This window comes from Crossiella sp. CA-258035 (genome assembly GCF_030064675.1).
GTDB lineage: Bacteria > Actinomycetota > Actinomycetes > Mycobacteriales > Pseudonocardiaceae > Crossiella.
In genome coordinates this window covers 8877427-8896389 of the sequence record NZ_CP116413.1, presented here as the reverse complement: position 1 = coordinate 8896389, position 18963 = coordinate 8877427, and the positions used below count along the sequence as shown (strand labels likewise).

Sequence of the window (18963 nt, the reverse complement as noted above, 5' to 3'; positions counted from 1 at the left end):
GCTGTGACATTGGCGCGCTCCGCGCGCGGGATTTTTTCGCTCCTGAGTCGCGTGTTCGTGACCCCGACACACGCGAAGCAAGCTTCGGATGTGTCGGGGTCACGAACACGCGACGCGAAAAAATCAAACCCGTCGCCTGGTCAAGAGCCCGGCGTGTCGCTGGCGCGCCACGCCTCTCCCGCGAAGGGTGATCAGGGCTCATTTAGGCTGCGGGCATGGCTCAGCCGACCTCCCTGTTCTCCGTCGCCGCCCGTGCTGACATTCCGCCGTTCCACGTCATGGACGTGGTGTCCGCGGCGGCCAAGCGGCAACGCGAACGTGGGGACGTGCTCTCGCTGGCCGCCGGGCAGCCGTCCAGTCCCGCGCCGGCGCCGGTGCGTGCGGCGGCGGCCGAGGCGCTGGCCAAGCAGACGTTGGGGTACACCGAGCAGTTGGGCATCCTGGAGCTGCGGTCGGCGATCGCGGGGCACTACGGGCGGACCTACGACCTGGATGTGAACCCGGATGACGTGGTGGTCACCACCGGGTCTTCTGGTGGGTTCCTGCTGGCTTTCCTGGCCGCTTTTGATCCTGGGGACCGGGTCGCGCTGACCAGGCCCGGTTATCCGGCCTACCGCAACATCTTGCGGGCGCTGGGGTGCGAGGTGGTGGAGCTGCCGTGTGAGCACGAGACGCGGTTCCAGCCGACCGTGGAGCTGCTGGAGTCGCTGGACCGGCCGATCAAGGGGTTGATCGTGGCCAGTCCGGCCAACCCGACCGGGACGGGGCTGGAACCGGCGGAGCTGGCGCGGATCGCGGAATGGTGTGCTGGCAACGGGGTTCGGCTGGTCAGCGATGAGATCTACCACGGGATCAGCTACGGGCAGCCGCTCGGCTGTGCCTGGCAGACCTCGCGGGAGGCGATCGTGGCCAACAGCTTCTCCAAGTACTTCGCGATGACCGGGTGGCGGCTGGGGTGGCTGTTGCTGCCTGCCGGGTTGCGGCGTGCGGTGGACTGCCTGACCGGGAACTTCACGCTGTGCCCGCCCGCGCTGTCCCAGTACGCCGCGGTGGCGGCGTTCACCGAGGAGTCCTACGCCGAGGCCGACGCGCACGTGGCGCGCTACCGCACCAACCGGGACCTGCTACTCGCCGGTCTGGCGGGGCTGGGCATCGACCGGGTGGCCCCGGCCGACGGCGCGTTCTACGTCTACGCCGACATCGGGCACCTGACCGAGGACTCGATGGCGTTCTGCCGAAAGCTGCTGGCCGACACCGGGGTCGCGGTGGTGCCCGGCATCGACTTCGACCCGGTGCACGGCAACCGGTTCATCCGGCTGTCCTTCGCCTCGGCCACCGCGACCATCACCGAAGCGGTGCAGCGCATCGGGAGCTGGCTGCCCTCGCTGTGACCGGGCGGAGCGCCGATACCCGACCAACGGCGCGGCAGCCGCGGAAAGTCCGCGCCTAGCGTCGGGGCGTCCTTCCCTCACCGTCCAGAAAGGACGATCGGATGCGCGCCTCGACCTTCCTGCGCCGCCTGGCCGCCACCGCCGCGATCACCGCGGTCGCCGGGTTCGGCCTGTCCGCTCCCGCGATCGCCGAGCCGGTGGCGACCAGCGGTCCCGTCATGTCCCTGAGCGCCGATGAGCTTTCCGTCGCGCAGCAGGGGCTGCGGCACCAGTTCACCAAGGAGGAGACCCAGTTCCTCTACGACGCGGCCAAGACCGGTGGCGAGACCCTGGTGTCGCTGGGCTGCAACGCGATCGTGCCCGCGCCGGCCAACGCGCTGTGCGCGCCGGTGGCCAAGTTCGTGGTGAACCTGGTGGCCTCGCCGTTCAACCCCAAGGGCCGCTGCCTGGCGCTGTGGGCCGACCTGGCGGAGTTCCCGCCCATTGGGGCCAAGTACAACGAGTGCTGAGGACTCAGCCGGAGTCGGTGCCGGTGCCGCGCACTCCCGCCGACGGCCAGCCGCAGCCGCCCTCGCGGTCCGAGCGCAGCTTGACCGACAGGTGCGACATCACGTCGCCCAGCGCGTCGATCTGGCCCGGGGTGAGCTGGTCGATCAGCGCGGCCCGCACCGTCTCCACATGGCTGGGCGCGAAGCTCTCCAGCGCGGCGAAGCCCGCGTCGGTGAGCACCGCGAAGTAGCCCCTGGCGTCATCCGGCACGGCCTCCCGGCGCACCCAGTCGCGCTGCTGCAGCCGATCGATCACGTGGGTGAGCCTCGGTCTGGCCGCCACCACCTGCGCGGCCAGGTCGGCCAGCCGGATCCGTCGCTGCGGGGTCGCGGACAACCGGACCAGCACCTCGTACTCGAAGTGCGTGATGCCGTGGTCCCGCCGCAGCTGCTGGGCCACCCGTTCCTCCACCAGGCGGCTGGCGTCCAGGAAGTGGACCCAGGCGCGCATCTGGGACTCGTTCAGCCAGCGCGGTTCGCTCACCACGTCATTATCGCGGTGAGCGCCGCGCGGAACTCCGCCACCCGTTCGATCGTTCATCGTCTGAGAGGTTGTGGAGGGGAGAACGTTATGTTGATGATCCTGGGGATCTTGCTGGTCGGCTGGATCGTGCTGTCCGTGATCGGGTTCGTGGTCAAGGGGCTGTTCTGGCTGGCCATCGTGGGCGGAGTGATCTTCCTGGGCGCCACCGCGGTGGCCTGGGTCAAGAAGCAGAACCGCCAAATCCACTGATCCGCCCGGTCAGGTAGGCGCGGGCGTCCGCCGCTCCCGTCCACAGCCTGGCGTCCAGCCCGGCGGCCAGCGCGCCGTCGATGTTGACCTGCCGGTCGTCGAAGAACACGCACTTCTCCGGGGCGGCGTCCAGCCTGCGCAGCAGCTCGGCCCAGATCTCCGGGTCCGGCTTCGCGCACTTCAGGTCGCCGGAGAAGATCAGCGTGCGGAACTTGCCGGACCAGGGGCGCAGCTCGACCGCGCGCCCGAACGAGGCCGGGGCGTTGGACAGCAGGGCCAGCGCGACCCCGGCCTCGTGCAGCTCGGTGAGCAGCGCCTCCGCCTCCGGCTCGAAGACCAGCCAGCCCTCGCCGTCGGCCTTGGTCAGCGCGGCCACCGTCTCGTCATCAACCTCGACGCCGAGCCGGGCGCCCACCGCGCGCCAGTACTGCGACTCGTGGCAGCCCCGGTCGTAGGGCTCCCGCTCGGCCCAGTAGGCGGGCTCGAACTCTGCCGCGGCCACCCCCAGCTGCTGAGCCAGCTCCGGCAGGGCCGCGGTCTTCTTGCTCAGGACCTCGCCGTAGTCGAAAACCACCCAGTACAAAGGTCTCTCCCCTAGCTCGCCCTGCTCTGGTTGCGCAGCACGTCCTCCTGCTCGACCCGCCGCAGCACCTCGACAATGCCAGCCCGGTCCACGTCCCGGTGGGTGACGAAGCGCACCTGCCCGGCCATCGGCGTGGCCAGCACGCCGGCTCCGGTCAGCCTGCGCAGCGCCAGTTCCAGGTCCGGCGCCCCGGCCAGCACGATGTTGGTCTGCGGCCGGCGCACCGACCAGCCCAGCTCGGCCAGTCCGTCGGCCAGCAGCCGGGCGTTCGCGTGGTCCTCGGCCAGCTCGCCCACCCGCTCCAGCGCGAGCAGCCCGGCCGCGGCCAGCACGCCGCCCTGGCGGATGCCGCCGCCGAGCATCTTGCGCACCCGCCTGGCCTCGGCCACCAGCTCCGCCGACCCGCCCAGCACCGAGCCCACCGGCGCGCCCAGCCCCTTGCTCAGGCAGGCCTGCACCGAGTCCGCGCCCACGGTCAGCGCCGCGGGCGGCACCTCCAGGGCCACCGAGGCGTTCCAGATCCGGGCCCCGTCCAGGTGCACCCGCAGCCCGGCCTGCCGCGCGGTGGCCACCAGCCGGGTGTGCTCCTCGATCGGCACCACCGCGCCACCGGCCGCGTTGTGCGTGTTCTCCAGGCACAGCAGCGAGGTGCGCAGGGAGTAGTAGGGGCCTGGCGTGCCGGCCGCCGCGCGCACCGTCTCCGGCGCCAGCCTGCCGGGTCCCAGTTCGCAGGGCAGCTCCGTGGGCATGCCGCCGGCCAGCCAGGCGGGCGCGCCCAGCTCGTTCTGCAGCACGTGCGAGTCCTTGGCGGCCAGAAACCGGTCGCCGCGGCGCAGGTGGATCATCAGCGCGATGATGTTGCCCATGGTGCCGCTGGGCACCCACAGCGCCTCGGCCGTGCCGAGCAGGGCGGCGGCGCGCTCCTCGAGGGCGCGCATGGTGGGGTCGCGGTCCAGGACGTCGTCACCGACCTCGGCGGCGGCCATGGCCGCGCGCATCCGGTCATCGGGCTTGGTGACGGTGTCCGACCGGAGGTCGATCGGGGCGGAATAGGTCACGATACGATCACACCACACTCGCCGTCGCGGATCGAGCGGCGAATGCCCAGCTCGCGGGCTCGCACACGCGGGGGGTGACGTGGATCTCCTGCCCGGTCCGTGCAACCGTTGTGCGCAGTTGTTTCGTCCAGTAGGTGCAAGCAGACGAGCGGAGAGTTCCGCGTGGACCATCACGAGGAGCAGGAGTTCGCCGAGTACTTCCTCGCCAGGCGCGATGCGGTGCGACGGACGGCCTACCTGCTCTGCGGCGACTGGCACCGGGCGGATGACCTGGCCCAGACCGCGTTCGTCGCGTTGCACCGGCGCTGGCGCAAGGTCCGGGACAAGGGTGCCCTGGACGCTTACGTCAGACGCACGCTGGTGCGGGCGTCGATCGACGAGTCCCGGCGGCCGTGGCGGCGCGAACGCGTCGTGGACGAGCTGCCGGAGACCCCGGTGAGCACACCGGAGGTCGGTGACTCGGTGGCCACCAGGTCGGCTCTGCTCGACGGCCTGCGCAAGGTGCCGCCGCGGCAACGCGCGGTGCTGGTGTTGCGGTTCCTGGAGGGCCTGGACGTCTCGGCCGCGGCCAAGGCGCTCGGGTGCACCGAGGGCACCGTGAAGAGTCAGACCGCCCGGGGGCTGGATGCCCTCCGGGAGGCGCTGGGAGACGCACTGGACGATCTGAGGTCCGCCACATGAGGGGGATCATCGGGTCGAGGAGGTGGATGTAGGTGGACGAGCACAAGCTCGCGGACGCCTTCCGCGATGCCGTGCGCGAGGTGCCACCGCCGTCCTTCAACGAGCAGGACGTGGTCACCGCCTCGCACCGGGCGAGCGCGCGGCAGCGGAAGCTGGTCCTGAGCGGATCGACTTTCGGGGTGGCGCTGCTGGTCGGTGGCACGCTGGTGGTGACGAACCTGTTCGGTCCGGGGCAGACCCCGAACACCGCGTCCTCGGGGGAGCTCACGGCCGAAGGGTCCGTCTTCGGCGTCCCCCCGCAGGAGAACAGCACCGGCGGCCAGGCAGGCCCCGGTACCGATCGCGCCCAACCCAAGACCTCGCCTGAGCCGTCCAAGCAGGGGGACGGCTCAGCGAGCACCGGTCCTTCGATCGGTGGCACCGAAGGGTGCGGGATGGCGGACCGGGAGCTCGCAGCCGCCCTCGCCGTCGAGCTCCCGGCCGTCGCCGCACTCACCCCTGAGCAGGCCCCGGCCGAGTTGTGCCCGCAGGGTTCCCGCGGGTTCTCGCTGAAGACGCCGGAGGGCACGCTGACCGTGTCCCTCGGCCAGGACTCCGGGCTCTCCCGCGACGGCGGCCGGGCCGACAGCGGTCCCGGCGGGTCGCAGAGCTACACCGCGATCACCACCCACGGGGCGCCGCTGACCATCCACAGCGTGCCGCGCAAGCCGGGCGGCAAGCCGCCGTTCGCCGGCGACCTGGAACGACTGGCGAAGAAGCTCTCCGACAAGTACTGAGCCCGCTTCTGGCACGATGGCTGGCTATGGCCGAGACCAGGCATTCCGCCAGCACGCCCAAGGGTGAGCGGCGGCGGCACGCGCTGATCGAGGCGGCCGCCGCGCTGCTGGCCGAGGGCGGCTTCGACGCCATCCGGCACCGCGCGGTGGCCGAGCGCGCCGAGCTGCCACTGGCCTCCACCACCTACTACTTCAGCTCGCTGGACGAGCTGGTCGCGGCCGCGGTCGAGCACGGCTCCCGGGCCGAGCTGAACGCCGCCCGGCAGTGCCTGGACGACCTGGCCGGGCGGGACCATCCGCTGTGCGCCGACGACCTGGTCGAGCTGGTGCTGGACCTGCTGCTGGGCCGGCTGTCCAGGGACGGCGGCCTGGAACCGGTGCTGCTGCGCTACGAACGCCTGGTCGGCAGCGCCCGGCGGCCCTTCCTCACCGACCTGATGCGCGGCCTCGGCGAGGAGCTGATGGTCCTGCTCACCGAGCTGTTCGCGCACTCCGGCACCCCGGTGGACCGGCCGCGGCTGGACGTGCTGGTCGCGCTGGTCGACGGCGCGGTGGTGAACGCGCTGATCGAGAGCAACCCCGATCCCCGGGACGCCGCCCGCCGGATGCTGCGGGCGAACCTGCCCGGCCGCGGCTGACCCCGGTGCAACCTGTCCTCGGCCCGCTCGCGTGAGTAGAGGCGGATCTGGGTGATGGGAGGCGCGGGATGCGGGCCGAGGACGATGCGAGCTACCGGGAGTTCGCCAGAGCGAAAGCCATGTCGCTGCGGCGGCTGGCCTACCTGCTGTGCGGGGACTGGCACCTCGCCGAGGACTTGGCGCAGACCGCGCTGATCAAGATGTACCGGGCCTGGCCCAAGGTGCAACGGAAGAACACCGTCGACAACTACGCGCGGCAGGTCCTGCTGCGGTGCTGGCTGGACGAACGACGGAAACCCTGGCGGAGCGCGGAGAACCGCGACGGCAAGGTGCCCGACCAGCCCGGCATCGACCTCGATCCCGCACTGGCCGGCTCGGCCACGGGGACACGGGACCTCCTGCTGCGCGCGCTCACGCAGATCCCGCCGCGGCAGCGCGCCGCCGTGGTCCTCCGGCACTGGGCAGACCTGTCCATCGCGGAGGTCGCGGCTGCCCTGCGCTGCTCGGAAGGGACCGTCAAGAGCCAGACCGCGCGGGGGCTGGAGGCCCTGCGCGCGGTTGTCGAGCGGCTGGACGCGGAGATCGCGCCGGTCGCCGGGAGGAGCGTGTGATGCAGGACAAGCAGTTGATCGACAGGTTGCGCGGGCTGAGCACGGCCGAGCCCCCGCTGGGCTTCGACCCCGACCAGGTGGCCGACACCGCGGCCAGGCTGCACCGGCGCAGGCGGGCCACCCTGGCCGCCGGCGGCGGCACGCTGGCCGCGGTCGCGGCGGTGGCCGTGACGGTCAGCATGGTGTTCGCCGGCCAGGGCGCGATCGGGGCCGCGGGGCAGGCGGGGCTGCTGACCGGGCTGTCGCAGCCGCCGCTGGTCAGTCCCAAGGTCGACCTGAGCAGGCAGAAGCAGCGCAACCAGGAGCTGCTCAAGCAGGCGCTGCCCAAGCTCAAGCCGGGAGTGACCGAGCTGCGGACCGATATGCGGCAGCTGTTCCACGACGGCGACCTGGACGCGCTCAGCGGCACGGCCGCCTTCCGGGACCAGGTGCACGGGGCCTGGATCACCCTGTCGATCACCGGCCCGATCACCGCGAGGTCGGTGGTCACCCCGTTGCCCCTGCGCTGCGTGCCGAGGGGGGAGGGATCGGTGGTGCCCACCAGCCACCGGTACAACCCGGCTGGTGACACCAGGCCGTCGGGGCGCAAGGGCCTGACCGGCAAGTGCGAGAAGCTGCCGCAGCCGGACGGCAGCGTGGTGGTGGTCGAGGAGGTGCTGACCCCGAAGGACCCGATGGCCGGCCACGGCTACGACTCGCAGAACCCGGCGGACTACAAGCGCATCTCGCTGGACGGCACCCACTACCGCAAGGACGGCTCGGTGGTGGGGGTGCAGAACCTCGTCACGGTGCCGTCGGAGTTCACCGAGAACAACGACGGCGGCCAGACCCGGCCGGACCCGCCGCTGACCAGGGACCAGGTGATCCGGCTGGTCACCGATCCGGAATTCAACCTCAGCTGAGCGGAACCGATGTCTCGTTCCGGACATCCCACTGTGGCCGGCGCTGATCTTCGGCGCCGGCCACGTGGCTGGTCGGCACTGGGGGTGCCGACCGCCACGTGCCCATGTTCGCGCTGGTCAACTAGGCTGCGTGAACGTGACCTCGACCAAGCCGCGCATTCCCAACGTCCTGGCCTCCCGGTACGCCTCGCTCGAGCTGGCCCGGCTGTGGTCGCCCGAGCACAAGGTGGTCCTGGAGCGGCAGCTGTGGCTGGCCGTGCTGCGGGCCCAGGTGGAGCTGGGCGTCGACGTCCCGGCCTCGGCGCTGGCCGACTACGAGCGGGTGCTGGAGCAGGTGGACCTCGGCTCGATCGCCGAGCGGGAGCGGGTCACCCGGCACGACGTGAAGGCGCGGATCGAGGAGTTCAACGCCCTCGCCGGGCACGAGCACGTGCACAAGGGCATGACCTCGCGGGACCTCACCGAGAACGTGGAGCAGCTGCAGATCCGGCTGAGCCTGGAGCACGTGCGGGACCGGGTGGTCGCGGTGCTGGCCCGGCTGGGCGCGCTGGCCGCCGAGCACGCCGAGCTGGTGCTGGCCGGGCGCTCGCACAACGTGGCCGCCCAGGCCACCACGCTGGGCAAGCGGTTCGCCACCGCGGCCGATGAGCTGCTGGCCGGTTTCGGCAGGCTGGAGGACCTGCTCGCGCGCTACCCGCTGCGCGGCATCAAGGGTCCGGTGGGCACCGCGCAGGACATGCTCGACCTGCTCGACGGCGACGCCGGGCGGCTCGCCCGGCTGGAGGCCGCGGTGGCCGGGCACCTCGGCTTCGGCCAGGTGCTCACCAGCGTCGGCCAGGTCTACCCGCGTTCGCTGGACTTCGAGGTGGTCACCGCGCTGGTGCAGCTGGCGGCCGGGCCGTCCAGCCTGGCCAAGACGATCCGGCTGATGGCCGGGCACGAGCTGGTCACCGAGGGCTTCAAGGCGGGTCAGGTCGGCTCCTCGGCCATGCCGCACAAGATGAACACCCGTTCCTGCGAGCGGGTCAACGGCTTCGCGGTGATCCTGCGCGGGCACGCCTCGATGGTCGGCGAGCTGGCCGGGGACCAGTGGAACGAGGGCGACGTGTCCTGCTCGGTGGTGCGCAGGGTCGCGCTGCCGGACGCCTTCTTCGCCTTCGACGGGCTGCTGGAGACCTTCCTGACCGTGCTCGAGGAGTTCGGCGCCTTCCCCGCGGTGATCGGCCGCGAGCTGGACCGCTACCTGCCGTTCCTGGCCACCACCAAGGTGCTGATGGCCGCGGTGCGGGCCGGGGTCGGCCGGGAGACCGCGCACGAGGCGATCAAGGAGAACGCGGTGGCCACCGCGCTGGAACTGCGCGAGGGCCTGGAGCGCAACGATCTGCTGGACCGGCTGGCCGCCGACGAGCGGTTGCCGCTGGACCGGGCCGCGCTTGACGCGCTGCTGGCCGACCGGCTGCCGTTCACCGGCGCGGCCGCCGCGCAGGTCAGCGCGGTGGTGACGCGGATCGAGCAGGTCGTGGCGCAGTACCCCGAAGCGGCCAAGTACACCCCCGGCGCCATCCTCTGAGCAAGCTTTCCAACCGGCAGAACTGTTCCCCGGTACTTCGGAACCTCCTAAGTACCGGGGGCTATCAGCACATTCGCCCCTGAGAATGACTCGCGAGACAACACGTCGGTCACTGGGGAGTGAACTTTGGTCGCACGGATGGAGGGGAAGGCCCGAAATCGCACCGCGCTTCTGGAAGCAGCCAGGGAAGTCATCGTCGAGGAAGGGCATCGAGGCGCCTCTCTCGGCGTGATCGCGGGCCGGGCCGGTCTCACCACCGGGGCCATTTACTCGATTTTCGGCAGCAAGCGGGACCTGTTGATTGCCGTCATCGAGGACATTCACCGCCGGGTGATTGCCGATCTGCAACAGCTCAGCGATCCGCGGCTTTCCCTTGAGCAGGTGATCGCGGTGTACGTGGCCGGACGGCTGCGCGCGGCCGATGCCAAGGACGCCGCGCCGCTGCTGGCCTTCGAGACCGAGCTGGCCGGGCTGGCGCAGAGCGACCCGGTGGTCAGCACCCGGCTGCGGGAGATCTCGGTGCGCTCGGACCGGCAGTTCGCCGAGTCGCTGACCGGCCGCAGGGACGAGCGCGGCATGGTGGTCGACGAGCACCGGGCCGCCCAGCTGGCGCTGGGGGTGCGCGCGCTGGTGCTGGGCTTCGAGCAGCGGCGGCTGCGTGGCGAGGTGGTGGCCGAGGCGCTGGTGCTGGACCTGGCGATCGCCATGGTCCGGCAGTGAGAAAAGAGGATCGCCCGGCCCCCGAGCCGGGCGATCCGAATCCGCCGGACGATTCCCGAGAAAGTGGCGGAAAACTGTTGCCGGTATAATGGCACAATTGGTTGGTTGTTGACACCGGTGGTGCGACGCAGGTCACCCCGGGTGCATTGCCTAGGGTGAGGCCCGTGACCTCCCTCGCCGACTACCCGCTGATCGCCGCGGGCAAGGTTCGTGAGCTCTACGCCGTCGACGACGAGCACCTGCTGTTCGTCGCCTCCGACCGCATCTCCGCCTTCGACTTCGTGCTGCCCAACGGCATCCCGGACAAGGGCCGGGTGCTCACCGCGATGAGCGTGTTCTGGTTCGAGCTGCTCGCCGACGTGGTGCCCAACCACGTGGTGGCCTGGGACGACCCGCACATCCCCGGCGAGGTCCGTGGCCGGGCGCTGCTGGTCCGGCGGCTGGCGATGGCGCCGGTGGAGTGCGTGGCCCGCGGTTACCTGACCGGATCCGGCCTGGCCGACTACCGGCGCACCGGCGCGGTCTGCGGGGTCGAGCTGCCCGAGGGCCTGGTGGAGTCCTCCCGGCTGCCGGAGCCGATCTTCACCCCAGCCACCAAGGCCGAGATCGGCGCGCACGACGAGAACGTCTCCTTCGCCGCTGTGGCCGAGACCGTGGGCCTGGAGCGGGCCGAGCGGCTGCGCGAGCTGACCCTGGCGGTCTACCGCAGCGCGGCCGGGCACGCGGAGAGCCGGGGCCTGATCCTGGCCGACACCAAGTTCGAGTTCGGCGTGGACGCGCAGGGCGGGCTGGTGCTGGCCGATGAGGTGCTGACCCCGGACTCCTCCCGGTTCTGGCCAGCCGAGGGCTACGCGCCCGGCAAGGTGCAGCCCTCCTTCGACAAGCAGTACGTGCGCGACTGGCTGACCTCGCCCGCCTCGGGCTGGGACCGGGCCTCGGAGACCCCGCCACCCCCGCTGCCCGAGGACGTGGTCGCCGCGACCAGGGCCCGCTACGTGGAGGCCTACGAGCGGATCTCCGGCCGGGCGCTGGCGGACTGGCCGTCCCCGGAGGCTTAAACAAGGCTGCGCCTGCCCGCAACCTCAGCGGCAGGCCGTGGTCACGCAGCTCTGTCGCAATAGGGTCATGCGCCCCAGACTGCTCGTCTCCCTCTCGGGCATCGGCCGGGCGAACCTGGCCGACTGCGCCGCCTTCGCCGCCGCGCTGGACCGGCGCGGCGTGCCGCTGTCCCTGCTGCTCACGCCCAAACCGAACAGCGAGCGCCCGACCAGGAACTCGCCGGTGCTGGACTGGATCAGGGCGCGGGAGCGGGCCGGGGACGCGCTGGTGCTGCACGGGTTCGACCACGTGGCCCAGCCCAGCGGGCACCGGCTGCCGCTGCCCAGGCTGGCCCCGGCGGCCAGTTGGGCCGGTGGCCGGATCTGGCGGCGGGCCGAGTTCGCCGAGCTGCCCGCACACGAGGCCGGGCTGCGGCTGCTGGCCGCCACCGCGGTGCTGGACCGCCTCGAGCTGCGCACCAAGTGCTTCGCGCCGCCCAGCTGGCTGGCCTCGGCAGGCACGATGGTGGCCTTGCGGCGCAGGGGGTTCGAGGTCTGCGCGGACGCCACCGGCGTGCACGACCTGCGCACCGGGGCCGGCCACCGGGGCCGGGTGCACCAGGTGGGCCGGGGTGAGCTGTGGGCGCGGGCCGCGCTGCGCGGCGGGCGACGTGGTGGCCTGGTGCGGATCGCGGTGGACGCGGCCGAGCTGTCCCGGCCGCAACCGGCCCGCGCGGTGCTCGGCGCGATCTCCGGCCTGCTGCGGCTGGGCGCGCTGGGTGGGACATACGCAGACCTCGGTCTGGGCCGTACCGCCGAACGCCGTGGGCTGAACGCCGGATAATTACGGCGGTTGAACGAGTGACGGCACCAATCACCGCACCGGACGATCGGGATCGTCCCCTCCCAACCCTGCGGTGAGGTGTGTATGAACAGAATTACGAAATTGATGGTCGTCGCCGCGATGGCCATCCCGGCGGCGGGTTCGTTCGGTTTTTCCGCGCCCGCTCCGTCGGCCGCGGCGAGTGTGCCCCAGGACGAGAAGGTCGGCGCCGAGGAAAACGTGGCGCACACAATTGCCGGTGGCGAGGGCGCGCTGACCCTGCGGCGCGCGGAATCCGGCTACCTGAAGGCACATGTCACCGGACTGAAACTGCGGCCGGGCGACGTGTTGCGCATTTCCGACCCCAGCGGCAAGGAGAGCTACACCTACACCGGCCAGGACGACCTGACCGCCAGCCCGGACGCCACCGGGTTCTGGGCCATGTCGGTCACCGGCGACACCGCGGTGCTCAGCCTGACCGGCCAGGACGGCGGACCGGCCTCCCCCGGCTCCACGGCCACCGTGGACAAGCTGACCCGCGGCTACACCCCGGCGGAGTTCAAGGCCGCGCAGGAGATGCAGACCAGGAGCATCTGCGGCTCGAACAACTACCAGGACGTGGCCTGCTACCAGACCTCCAACCCGACCGAGTTCGCCCGCACCAAGCCGGTGGCCAAGCTGCTGCGCAACGGCTCCTCGCTGTGCACCGCGTGGCGGGTCGGCACCAAGAACCGGATGCTGACCAACAACCACTGCTTCACCAGCACCGCGGGCATCGAGGTGTGGTTCAACTACCAGTGCCCCACCTGCAACGGCACCACCAGCACGCCGACCAAGGTGCTGGCCAGCAAGGTGCTCAGCACCGACGCCGGCCTGGACTACACCCTGTTCGAGGTCAACAACTTCGACGCGATCTCCAGCTTCGGCTACCTGGAGCTGGACGCCAGGGTGCCCGCGGTCGGTGAGCGGATGTACGTGATCGGCCACCCGGCGGGCAAGCTCAAGAAGCTCTCGCTCAAGGACGACCAGAGCCCGAGCGGCAACTGCCAGGTCCGCGCGGTGCGGGTGAACGGCAGCAGCTCGCAGAGCGACATCTCCTACATGTGCGACACCGAGGGCGGCTCCTCCGGCTCGCCGGTGCTCTCCGGCCAGACGCACAAGGTGATCGGCCTGCACCACTTCGGCGGCTGCCCGAACCAGGGCGTGCGCATCGACCTGGTGGCGCAGAAGATCGGCCACCTGCTCTGAGCACCCGGCGCCCGCCCGGCCGACCCCCCACGGCCGGGCGGGCGCCCGTTCAGAGCGCGGCCAGCACCTCGGCCTCCTCAGCCGGGGACAGCCCGGCCTTGCGCTCCCGGTCCAGCCCCAGCTCGCGCTCCCAGGCCAGCGTGTCCACCGCGGTCTCCGCGACCGGCCGGATGGTCAGGCCAGCGTCCAGCGCGGGCCGCGCCTGGTGTGAGGCCATCCCGTCGTAGTCCGGCGGCAGCCACAGCGGCAGCGACCGCGGCCCGCCCCACGGGTTGACCTTCAGCTCGGCCAGCTTCGCCTCGGGCACCAGCACCGGCGCCACCTCGCCACCGACCGCCTGCCGGATCTCGCCGAGGAACTCCGGCAGCGGCGCGGGCGTGCTGATCGCGTCGAAGGTGCCACCGAGCCGCTGCTCGGCGGCCAGCACGATCCAGGCCGCGAAGTCCCGCACGTCGATGTGCTGGAAGAGCCGGTCAGGGGCATCCGGCAGCACCACCCGGCCGCCGCGGGCGAACCGGGCCGGCCAGTAGCCGAAGCGGTCGGAGAGGTCACCCGGTCCGGTGATCAGCCCAGGGCGCGGGATGAACGCGGCCTCGCCGAAGACCTCGCGCACCGCGTTCTCCGAGGCCACCTTGATCTGCCCGTAGCGCTCGGCCACCTCGGCGGTGGGCCGCCCGGCCGCGTCGTCTTCCAGCGGCTCGACCAGTGGCCCGTCCACGCCCTGGCCGGGGGTGGCGTTGTCGGCGTACACGCTGATCGTGGAGACGAAGGTCCAGTGCGCGGTGTTCTTCGCCAGCGTGGCCAGCGCGTCGCGGACCCACGGGAAGGAGATCCTCGCCACGTCCACCACCGCGTCGAAGCGCTCCCCGGCCAGCGCCGCGAGCCCGTCCGGCCGCTCCCGGTCCACCACCGCGGTGGCCGCCCCGGCGGGCACTTGACCAGACACCCCTCGGACCGCGCACACCACCTCATGCCCACGTCGCAACGCTTCTTCGGCGACGGCCTTCGACACGAAGATCGTCCCGCCCAGCACCAGAATCCGCATGACCCTCACCTTCCTGGACCAGTCCCGCGACCGCGAGCGATCTCTCGCAGAGCGAACGGGGTGAGAGCGGTAACGCATCGAGCGCGCGGAGTGAACAAGCAGGTCAGGTAGGCTCCTCTCGTCCCGCTTCCCGGCAAAATCCAGGAGCATTCGCGTGGCCCGAGTCGTCGTCGACGTCATGCCCAAGCAGGAGATCCTCGATCCGCAAGGACAGGCGGTGGCGAATGCGCTGCCCCGTCTCGGATTCGACGGCATCGCCTCCGTCCGCCAAGGCAAGCATTTCGAGCTGGAGGTCGACGACAACGTCGACGACGAAGCTCTCGCGAAGATCGCCGAGACCTTCCTCGCCAATCCGGTGATCGAGGACTGGACCGTCCGCCGGATCGAGTCATGAGCCCCAAGATCGGGGTCATCACCTTCCCCGGCACCCTCGACGACGTCGACGCCCAGCGCGCCGTCCGGTTCGCCGAGGCAGAGGCCGTCCCGCTGTGGCACGCCGACGCGGACCTGCGCGGCGTGGACGCGGTGGTGGTGCCCGGCGGCTTCTCCTACGGTGACTACCTGCGCGCGGGTGCGATCGCCCGGTTCGCCCCGGTGATGGGCGAGGTGGTCAGCGCGGCGGCCAAGGGCATGCCGGTGCTGGGCATCTGCAACGGTTTCCAGATCCTCTGCGAGGCCGGGCTGCTGCCCGGCGCGCTGGTCCGCAACGCCGGACTGCACTTCGTCTGCCGGGACCAGTGGCTGCGGGTGGAGAACAACACCACCGCGTGGACCACCCGGTACGACAAGGGCGCGGAGATCCTGGTGCCGCTGAAGTCCGGCGAGGGCCGCTACGTCGCAGATCAGTCCATTGTGGACGAACTGGAGGCGGAGGGCCGGGTGGTGTTCCGCTACGTCGGCGACAACCCCAACGGCGCGCTGGCCGACATCGCGGGCATCAGCAGTGCCAACGGCCGCGTCGTCGGCCTGATGCCGCACCCCGAGCACGCGATCGAGGCCCTCACCGGCCCGACCGACGACGGCCTCGGCCTGTTCCTGTCCGTTCTCGACTCGCTGGTGGCGGCGTGACAACGACTGAACAGCAAGTGGACACGGTTGAGCACGCGACCGCTACGCCCGAGGTGGCGCAGCCCTACCGCGAGCTCGGCCTCAAGGACGACGAGTACGCGCGCATCCGGGAGATCCTCGGCCGCCGCCCCACCGACGCCGAACTGGCGATGTACTCGGTGATGTGGAGCGAGCACTGCTCGTACAAGTCCTCCAAGGTGCACCTGGGCTACTTCGGCAAGACCACCACGCCGGAGATGAAGCAGCACATGCTGGCCGGCATCGGCGAGAACGCCGGCGTGGTCGACATCGGCGACGGCTGGGCGGTGACCTTCAAGGCGGAGAGCCACAACCACCCGTCCTACGTGGAGCCGTACCAGGGCGCGGCCACCGGCGTCGGCGGCATCGTCCGGGACATCCTGGCCATGGGCGCCCGGCCGCTCGCGGTGATGGACCCGCTGCGCTTCGGCCCCGCCGACGCGCCGGACACCCGCCGGGTGCTGCCCGGGATCGTCGCGGGCGTCGGCGGCTACGGCAACAGCCTTGGCCTGCCCAACATCGGCGGCGAGGTCGTCTTCGACCCGACCTATGCGGGCAACCCGCTGGTCAACGCGCTGTGCGTGGGCGCGATGCGGGTCGAGGACCTGCACCTGGCGCACGCCTCCGGCGCGGGCAACAAGATCATGCTCTTCGGCGCGCGCACCGGCCTGGACGGCATCGGCGGGGTGTCCGTGCTCGCCTCGGACAGCTTCTCCGGCGACGAGTCGGGTTCCGGGCGCAAGAAGCTGCCCAGTGTCCAGGTGGGCGACCCGTTCACCGAGAAGGTGCTCATCGAGTGCTGCCTGGAGCTCTTCCGCGAGGGCATCGTGGTGGGCATCCAGGACCTCGGCGGCGCGGGTCTGTCCTGCGCCACCTCGGAGCTGGCCAGCGCCGGTGACGGCGGCATGCACGTGAACCTGGAGACGGTGCCGCTGCGCGCGACCGGCATGTCGCCCGCGGAGATCCTCTCCAGCGAGTCCCAGGAACGCATGTGCGCGGTGGTCGAGCCCAAGGACGTCGAGGCGTTCCTGCGGGTCTGCCGCAAGTGGGACGTGATCGCCACCGAGATCGGCGAGGTCACCGACGGCGACCGGCTGGTGATCACCTGGCACGGCCAGACCGTGGTGGACGTGCCGCCGCGCACCGTGGCGCACGAGGGCCCGGTGTACCAGCGGCCGATCCAGCGCCCGGCCAGCCAGGACGCGCTGATCGCGGACGTGCCGGACACGCTGCCCCGACCGGCCACCGCGGATGAGCTGCGCGCGACCTTACTGCGGCTGATCGCCTCGCCGAACCTGTGCAGCCGCAAGTGGGTCACCGAGCAGTACGACCGGTACGTGCGCGGCAACACGGTGCTGGCCCAGCCCGCCGACTCCGGGATGATCCGGATCGACGAGCAGACCGGCCGCGGCGTGGCGATCTCGACCGACTGCAACGGCCGCTACGTGCAGCTGGACCCCTACACCGGGACCCAGCTCGCGCTGGCCGAGGCATACCGCAACGTGGCCGCCACCGGCGCCACCCCGTACGCGGTGACCAACTGCCTGAACTTCGGCTCGCCGGAGGACCCGGGCGTGATGTGGCAGTTCAGCGAGGCCGTGCGCGGCCTGGCCGACGGCTGCAAGCAGCTGGGCATCCCGGTCACCGGCGGCAACGTCTCCTTCTACAACCAGACCGGCTCGGTGGCGATCCTGCCCACCCCGGTGGTCGGCGTGCTCGGCGTGATCGACGACGTGGCCCGCCGCACCCCCACCGGCCTCGGTGCGGAGGACGGCGAGACGCTGCTGCTGCTCGGCGACACCAGGGACGAGTTCGGCGGCTCGGAGTGGGCCAACCACATCCACGGCCACCTCGGCGGCCAGCCGCCCGCGGTGGACCTGGAGCGGGAGCGGGTGCTGGCCGAGGTGCTGGTCGCCGGTTCCAGGGACGGCATGCTCTCCGCCGCGCACGACCTCTCCGAGGGCGGCCTGATCCAGGCCGTGGTGGAGGCCGCGATCATCGGCGAGAGCGGCTGCCGGATCGTGCTGCCCGAGGGCGCGGACCCGTTCACCTACCTGTTCTCCGAGTCCGCGGGCCGGGCGCTGGTCGCGGTGCCGCGCAGCGAGGAGCTGCGCTTCACCGAGATGTGCAAGGCGCGCGAGCTGCCGGTCACCAGGGTTGGTGTGGTGGACGTGGAGTCCGGGGCGGTCGAGGTGCAGGGCCAGTTCACCGTCGGCCTCGACGAGCTGCGCACCGCCTGGGAGGGCACGCTGCACGCGCTGTTCGACTGAGTTCCTCGCTGTGCACGGGGGCGGTGTCCGACGGGCGCCGCCCCCGAGGCGTGTCAGCCGGTGGCCCGCCTGCGGCTGGTCGCGGTGAGCAGCAGGACCAGGCCGATCAGGCCGAGGGTGAGGCCGGTGAGCAGTTGCAGGTGCTCGGGGACCATGTGCATCAACAGCCAGCCCTCGCCACCGACCTGCCTGGCGATGAGCCCGCCGAAGCCCTGGATCATGGCTACGATCCCGAACACTTCGAGCATGGCCGCGTTCCTTCTTTCCCTATGTGGTCCACCCGACACGCACTGTTGTGACCCGACTGTAGTGAAAACGCACCCTGGCTACGAACAAGGCTGCTCCGGGCTGTGGAAAGTCGCGCGGGCCGGGTCCGGGCGCACGTCCCAGGCCACGCTGCCGAGGCCGCAGCGGCGGTGGAAGGTGGCGCCGGTCCAGTTCAGCGGTCCCCGGAACCTGGCCCTGGTGAAGTAGACGTTGCCGTGGAACTCGGCCCCGTCCAGGTGGGTGACCCGGTGCAGGGTGGCGTCCTGGATCCGCAGGCCGCCGACCATCCGGCGGCTGAGGTCGAGGCGGCTCAGGGTGGCGCCCATCAGGTCCAGGTTGTAGTGCGGCGCGTCCGTGCCCGGCTTGGGCAGCAGGTCCCTGATCAGCTGCTGGGCGCTGCGCCGCACCTCGCCCTCGGTGGTGTACCGGTCGTTGGTGTCGATGTCGAACGGGCGGCGCAGGTAGGCGCACAGCACGTCCAGCACGGTCTGGGTGTACTCGGGACGGCTCCTGGCGATACCGGCCAGCGCGTGCAGCGCGCCCACCCGCACCTGGTCCGCCTCGTGCCCGAGCAGCTCCACCGCCTTGGCGAAGCGTTCGTCGCTGACCCGCTCCCGGTCGTGCTCGGCCCGCTCGGTGTCCAGCCGCTGCCGCTTCTCCTCCACCTGGCGCCGCCGGTCGTTGAGCCAGAGCGCGTACAGCGCCACCACCGAGCCCGCGCCCAGCCCGCCGGTCTTGATCGCCTCGGTCAGCCCCGCCTTCGGATCAGCCAGCAGCAGACCGCCGCCGACCAGCAGCAACGTGCCGATCGCGAGCAGCACCGTGCCGGTGAGCACCATGCCCTGCCTGCGCCGGACCATGCCGAGGCCGAGCACCCCCGCGGCCACCACGACCCCGCCGATCCCCGGTCCCAGCAGCCACCATCCGTTGTCCACGCCAAGATCGTGCCGCCATTCGAGTGGTCGTTCAACGGTGA

At 71.3% G+C, this 18963-nt stretch carries 22 protein-coding genes; 16 read left to right on the top strand and 6 right to left on the bottom strand.

What is annotated here, in order from left to right; genetic code table 11:
• Positions 1 to 215: 215 nt before the first annotated feature.
• Together N8J89_RS40460 and N8J89_RS40455 are read left to right on the top strand one after the other, a co-directional pair.
• Positions 216 to 1391 carry a pyridoxal phosphate-dependent aminotransferase gene (locus N8J89_RS40460; RefSeq protein ID WP_283662132.1) on the top strand — a complete coding sequence of 392 codons (1176 nt, stop codon included), beginning with the start codon at positions 216 to 218 and terminating at the stop codon, positions 1389 to 1391.
• 101 nt (positions 1392 to 1492) lie between these two features.
• Complete coding sequence (locus N8J89_RS40455) at positions 1493 to 1900, top strand: hypothetical protein (RefSeq protein WP_283662131.1); 408 nt, start codon at positions 1493 to 1495, stop codon at positions 1898 to 1900.
• A 4-nt stretch (positions 1901 to 1904) separates the two neighbouring features.
• On the opposite strand, the gene N8J89_RS40450 is transcribed toward N8J89_RS40455, so the two are convergent.
• Positions 1905 to 2423 carry a MarR family winged helix-turn-helix transcriptional regulator gene (locus N8J89_RS40450; RefSeq protein ID WP_283662130.1) on the bottom strand — a complete coding sequence of 173 codons (519 nt, stop codon included), beginning with the start codon at positions 2421 to 2423 and terminating at the stop codon, positions 1905 to 1907.
• Positions 2424 to 2510: 87 nt separating this feature from the next.
• On the opposite strand from N8J89_RS40450, the gene N8J89_RS40445 reads away from it, so the two are divergent.
• Positions 2511 to 2672, top strand: coding sequence for a hypothetical protein (locus N8J89_RS40445; protein ID WP_283662129.1), 162 nt, complete (start codon positions 2511 to 2513; stop codon positions 2670 to 2672).
• Here the strand turns inward: N8J89_RS40445 and N8J89_RS40440 are convergent.
• Entirely contained in the window at positions 2644 to 3246 is a 603-nt protein-coding gene (locus tag N8J89_RS40440; protein WP_349497512.1) for an HAD-IA family hydrolase, read from the bottom strand. The two genes, N8J89_RS40445 and N8J89_RS40440, sit on opposite strands and share 29 nt — an antisense overlap.
• A 20-nt stretch (positions 3247 to 3266) precedes the next feature.
• On the bottom strand, positions 3267 to 4313 hold the full coding sequence (locus N8J89_RS40435) for a threonine aldolase family protein (RefSeq protein ID WP_283662127.1): 1047 nt from the start codon (positions 4311 to 4313) through the stop codon (positions 3267 to 3269).
• 162 nt (positions 4314 to 4475) lie between these two features.
• Here N8J89_RS40435 and N8J89_RS40430 point away from each other — a divergent pair, with 162 nt between their 5' ends.
• The 10 genes from N8J89_RS40430 to N8J89_RS40385 all read left to right on the top strand — a co-directional run bounded on the left by N8J89_RS40430 (position 4476) and on the right by N8J89_RS40385 (position 13319).
• A complete protein-coding gene (locus N8J89_RS40430) occupies positions 4476 to 4994 on the top strand; it encodes a SigE family RNA polymerase sigma factor (protein WP_252483783.1) in 519 nt (172 codons plus the stop codon).
• Between the two features lie 32 nt (positions 4995 to 5026).
• The gene (locus tag N8J89_RS40425; RefSeq protein WP_283662126.1) at positions 5027 to 5770 is read left to right on the top strand and encodes a hypothetical protein; all 744 of its coding nucleotides are present in this window, start codon (positions 5027 to 5029) and stop codon (positions 5768 to 5770) included.
• 26 nt (positions 5771 to 5796) lie between these two features.
• Positions 5797 to 6408 carry a TetR/AcrR family transcriptional regulator gene (locus tag N8J89_RS40420; RefSeq protein ID WP_283662125.1) on the top strand — a complete coding sequence of 204 codons (612 nt, stop codon included), beginning with the start codon at positions 5797 to 5799 and terminating at the stop codon, positions 6406 to 6408.
• A 68-nt stretch (positions 6409 to 6476) separates the two neighbouring features.
• Entirely contained in the window at positions 6477 to 7019 is a 543-nt protein-coding gene (locus N8J89_RS40415; protein ID WP_283662124.1) for a SigE family RNA polymerase sigma factor, read from the top strand.
• Positions 7019 to 7921, top strand: coding sequence for a hypothetical protein (locus N8J89_RS40410; RefSeq protein WP_283662123.1), 903 nt, complete (start codon positions 7019 to 7021; stop codon positions 7919 to 7921). Before N8J89_RS40415 ends, N8J89_RS40410 begins: the two co-directional genes overlap by 1 nt.
• Positions 7922 to 8057: 136 nt before the next feature.
• Positions 8058 to 9491 (top strand): adenylosuccinate lyase, encoded by a 1434-nt coding sequence (gene purB / locus N8J89_RS40405; RefSeq protein ID WP_283662122.1) that lies wholly within the window; start codon positions 8058 to 8060, stop codon positions 9489 to 9491.
• A 138-nt stretch (positions 9492 to 9629) separates the two neighbouring features.
• On the top strand, positions 9630 to 10211 hold the full coding sequence (locus N8J89_RS40400) for a TetR/AcrR family transcriptional regulator (RefSeq protein WP_283662121.1): 582 nt from the start codon (positions 9630 to 9632) through the stop codon (positions 10209 to 10211).
• A gap of 164 nt (positions 10212 to 10375) precedes the next feature.
• The gene (locus N8J89_RS40395) at positions 10376 to 11269 is read left to right on the top strand and encodes a phosphoribosylaminoimidazolesuccinocarboxamide synthase (RefSeq protein ID WP_283662120.1); all 894 of its coding nucleotides are present in this window, start codon (positions 10376 to 10378) and stop codon (positions 11267 to 11269) included.
• Positions 11270 to 11336: 67 nt separating this feature from the next.
• Positions 11337 to 12092 (top strand): DUF2334 domain-containing protein, encoded by a 756-nt coding sequence (locus tag N8J89_RS40390; RefSeq protein ID WP_283662119.1) that lies wholly within the window; start codon positions 11337 to 11339, stop codon positions 12090 to 12092.
• Positions 12093 to 12197: 105 nt separating this feature from the next.
• Positions 12198 to 13319, top strand: coding sequence for a trypsin-like serine peptidase (locus N8J89_RS40385; protein ID WP_283662118.1), 1122 nt, complete (start codon positions 12198 to 12200; stop codon positions 13317 to 13319).
• A 49-nt stretch (positions 13320 to 13368) separates the two neighbouring features.
• On the opposite strand, the gene N8J89_RS40380 is transcribed toward N8J89_RS40385, so the two are convergent.
• Positions 13369 to 14364: an NAD-dependent epimerase/dehydratase family protein gene (locus N8J89_RS40380; protein ID WP_283662117.1), complete on the bottom strand. Its 996-nt coding sequence runs from the start codon at positions 14362 to 14364 to the stop codon at positions 13369 to 13371.
• 154 nt (positions 14365 to 14518) lie between these two features.
• On the opposite strand from N8J89_RS40380, the gene purS reads away from it, so the two are divergent.
• The 3 genes from purS to purL are packed head-to-tail and all read left to right on the top strand — an operon-like array spanning position 14519 to position 17720.
• The gene (gene purS / locus N8J89_RS40375; protein ID WP_185000803.1) at positions 14519 to 14758 is read left to right on the top strand and encodes a phosphoribosylformylglycinamidine synthase subunit PurS; all 240 of its coding nucleotides are present in this window, start codon (positions 14519 to 14521) and stop codon (positions 14756 to 14758) included.
• On the top strand, positions 14755 to 15432 hold the full coding sequence (purQ, locus tag N8J89_RS40370) for a phosphoribosylformylglycinamidine synthase subunit PurQ (RefSeq protein ID WP_283662116.1): 678 nt from the start codon (positions 14755 to 14757) through the stop codon (positions 15430 to 15432). The genes purS and purQ overlap by 4 nt, the downstream gene beginning before the upstream one ends.
• On the top strand, positions 15429 to 17720 hold the full coding sequence (gene purL / locus N8J89_RS40365; RefSeq protein WP_283662115.1) for a phosphoribosylformylglycinamidine synthase subunit PurL: 2292 nt from the start codon (positions 15429 to 15431) through the stop codon (positions 17718 to 17720). The genes purQ and purL overlap by 4 nt, the downstream gene beginning before the upstream one ends.
• A 53-nt stretch (positions 17721 to 17773) precedes the next feature.
• Here purL and N8J89_RS40360 read toward each other — a convergent pair whose 3' ends face one another.
• Together N8J89_RS40360 and N8J89_RS40355 are read right to left on the bottom strand one after the other, a co-directional pair.
• A complete protein-coding gene (locus N8J89_RS40360) occupies positions 17774 to 17968 on the bottom strand; it encodes a hypothetical protein (protein ID WP_283662114.1) in 195 nt (64 codons plus the stop codon).
• A 78-nt stretch (positions 17969 to 18046) separates the two neighbouring features.
• Complete coding sequence (locus N8J89_RS40355; RefSeq protein ID WP_349497431.1) at positions 18047 to 18922, bottom strand: pentapeptide repeat-containing protein; 876 nt, start codon at positions 18920 to 18922, stop codon at positions 18047 to 18049.
• Positions 18923 to 18963: the final 41 nt, after the last annotated feature.

Coding starts and splice junctions, on each gene's coding strand:
- N8J89_RS40460 (WP_283662132.1), top strand. CDS start 216: ATGGCTCAGCCGACCTCCCTGTTCTCCGTCGCCGCCCGTGCTGACATT.
- N8J89_RS40455 (WP_283662131.1), top strand. CDS start 1,493: ATGCGCGCCTCGACCTTCCTGCGCCGCCTGGCCGCCACCGCCGCGATC.
- N8J89_RS40445 (WP_283662129.1), top strand. CDS start 2,511: ATGTTGATGATCCTGGGGATCTTGCTGGTCGGCTGGATCGTGCTGTCC.
- N8J89_RS40420 (WP_283662125.1), top strand. CDS start 5,797: ATGGCCGAGACCAGGCATTCCGCCAGCACGCCCAAGGGTGAGCGGCGG.
- N8J89_RS40415 (WP_283662124.1), top strand. CDS start 6,477: ATGCGGGCCGAGGACGATGCGAGCTACCGGGAGTTCGCCAGAGCGAAA.
- N8J89_RS40410 (WP_283662123.1), top strand. CDS start 7,019: ATGCAGGACAAGCAGTTGATCGACAGGTTGCGCGGGCTGAGCACGGCC.
- N8J89_RS40400 (WP_283662121.1), top strand. CDS start 9,630: ATGGAGGGGAAGGCCCGAAATCGCACCGCGCTTCTGGAAGCAGCCAGG.
- N8J89_RS40390 (WP_283662119.1), top strand. CDS start 11,337: ATGCGCCCCAGACTGCTCGTCTCCCTCTCGGGCATCGGCCGGGCGAAC.
- N8J89_RS40385 (WP_283662118.1), top strand. CDS start 12,198: ATGGTCGTCGCCGCGATGGCCATCCCGGCGGCGGGTTCGTTCGGTTTT.
- N8J89_RS40380 (WP_283662117.1), bottom strand. CDS start 14,364: ATGCGGATTCTGGTGCTGGGCGGGACGATCTTCGTGTCGAAGGCCGTC.
- purQ (WP_283662116.1), top strand. CDS start 14,755: ATGAGCCCCAAGATCGGGGTCATCACCTTCCCCGGCACCCTCGACGAC.
- N8J89_RS40360 (WP_283662114.1), bottom strand. CDS start 17,968: ATGCTCGAAGTGTTCGGGATCGTAGCCATGATCCAGGGCTTCGGCGGG.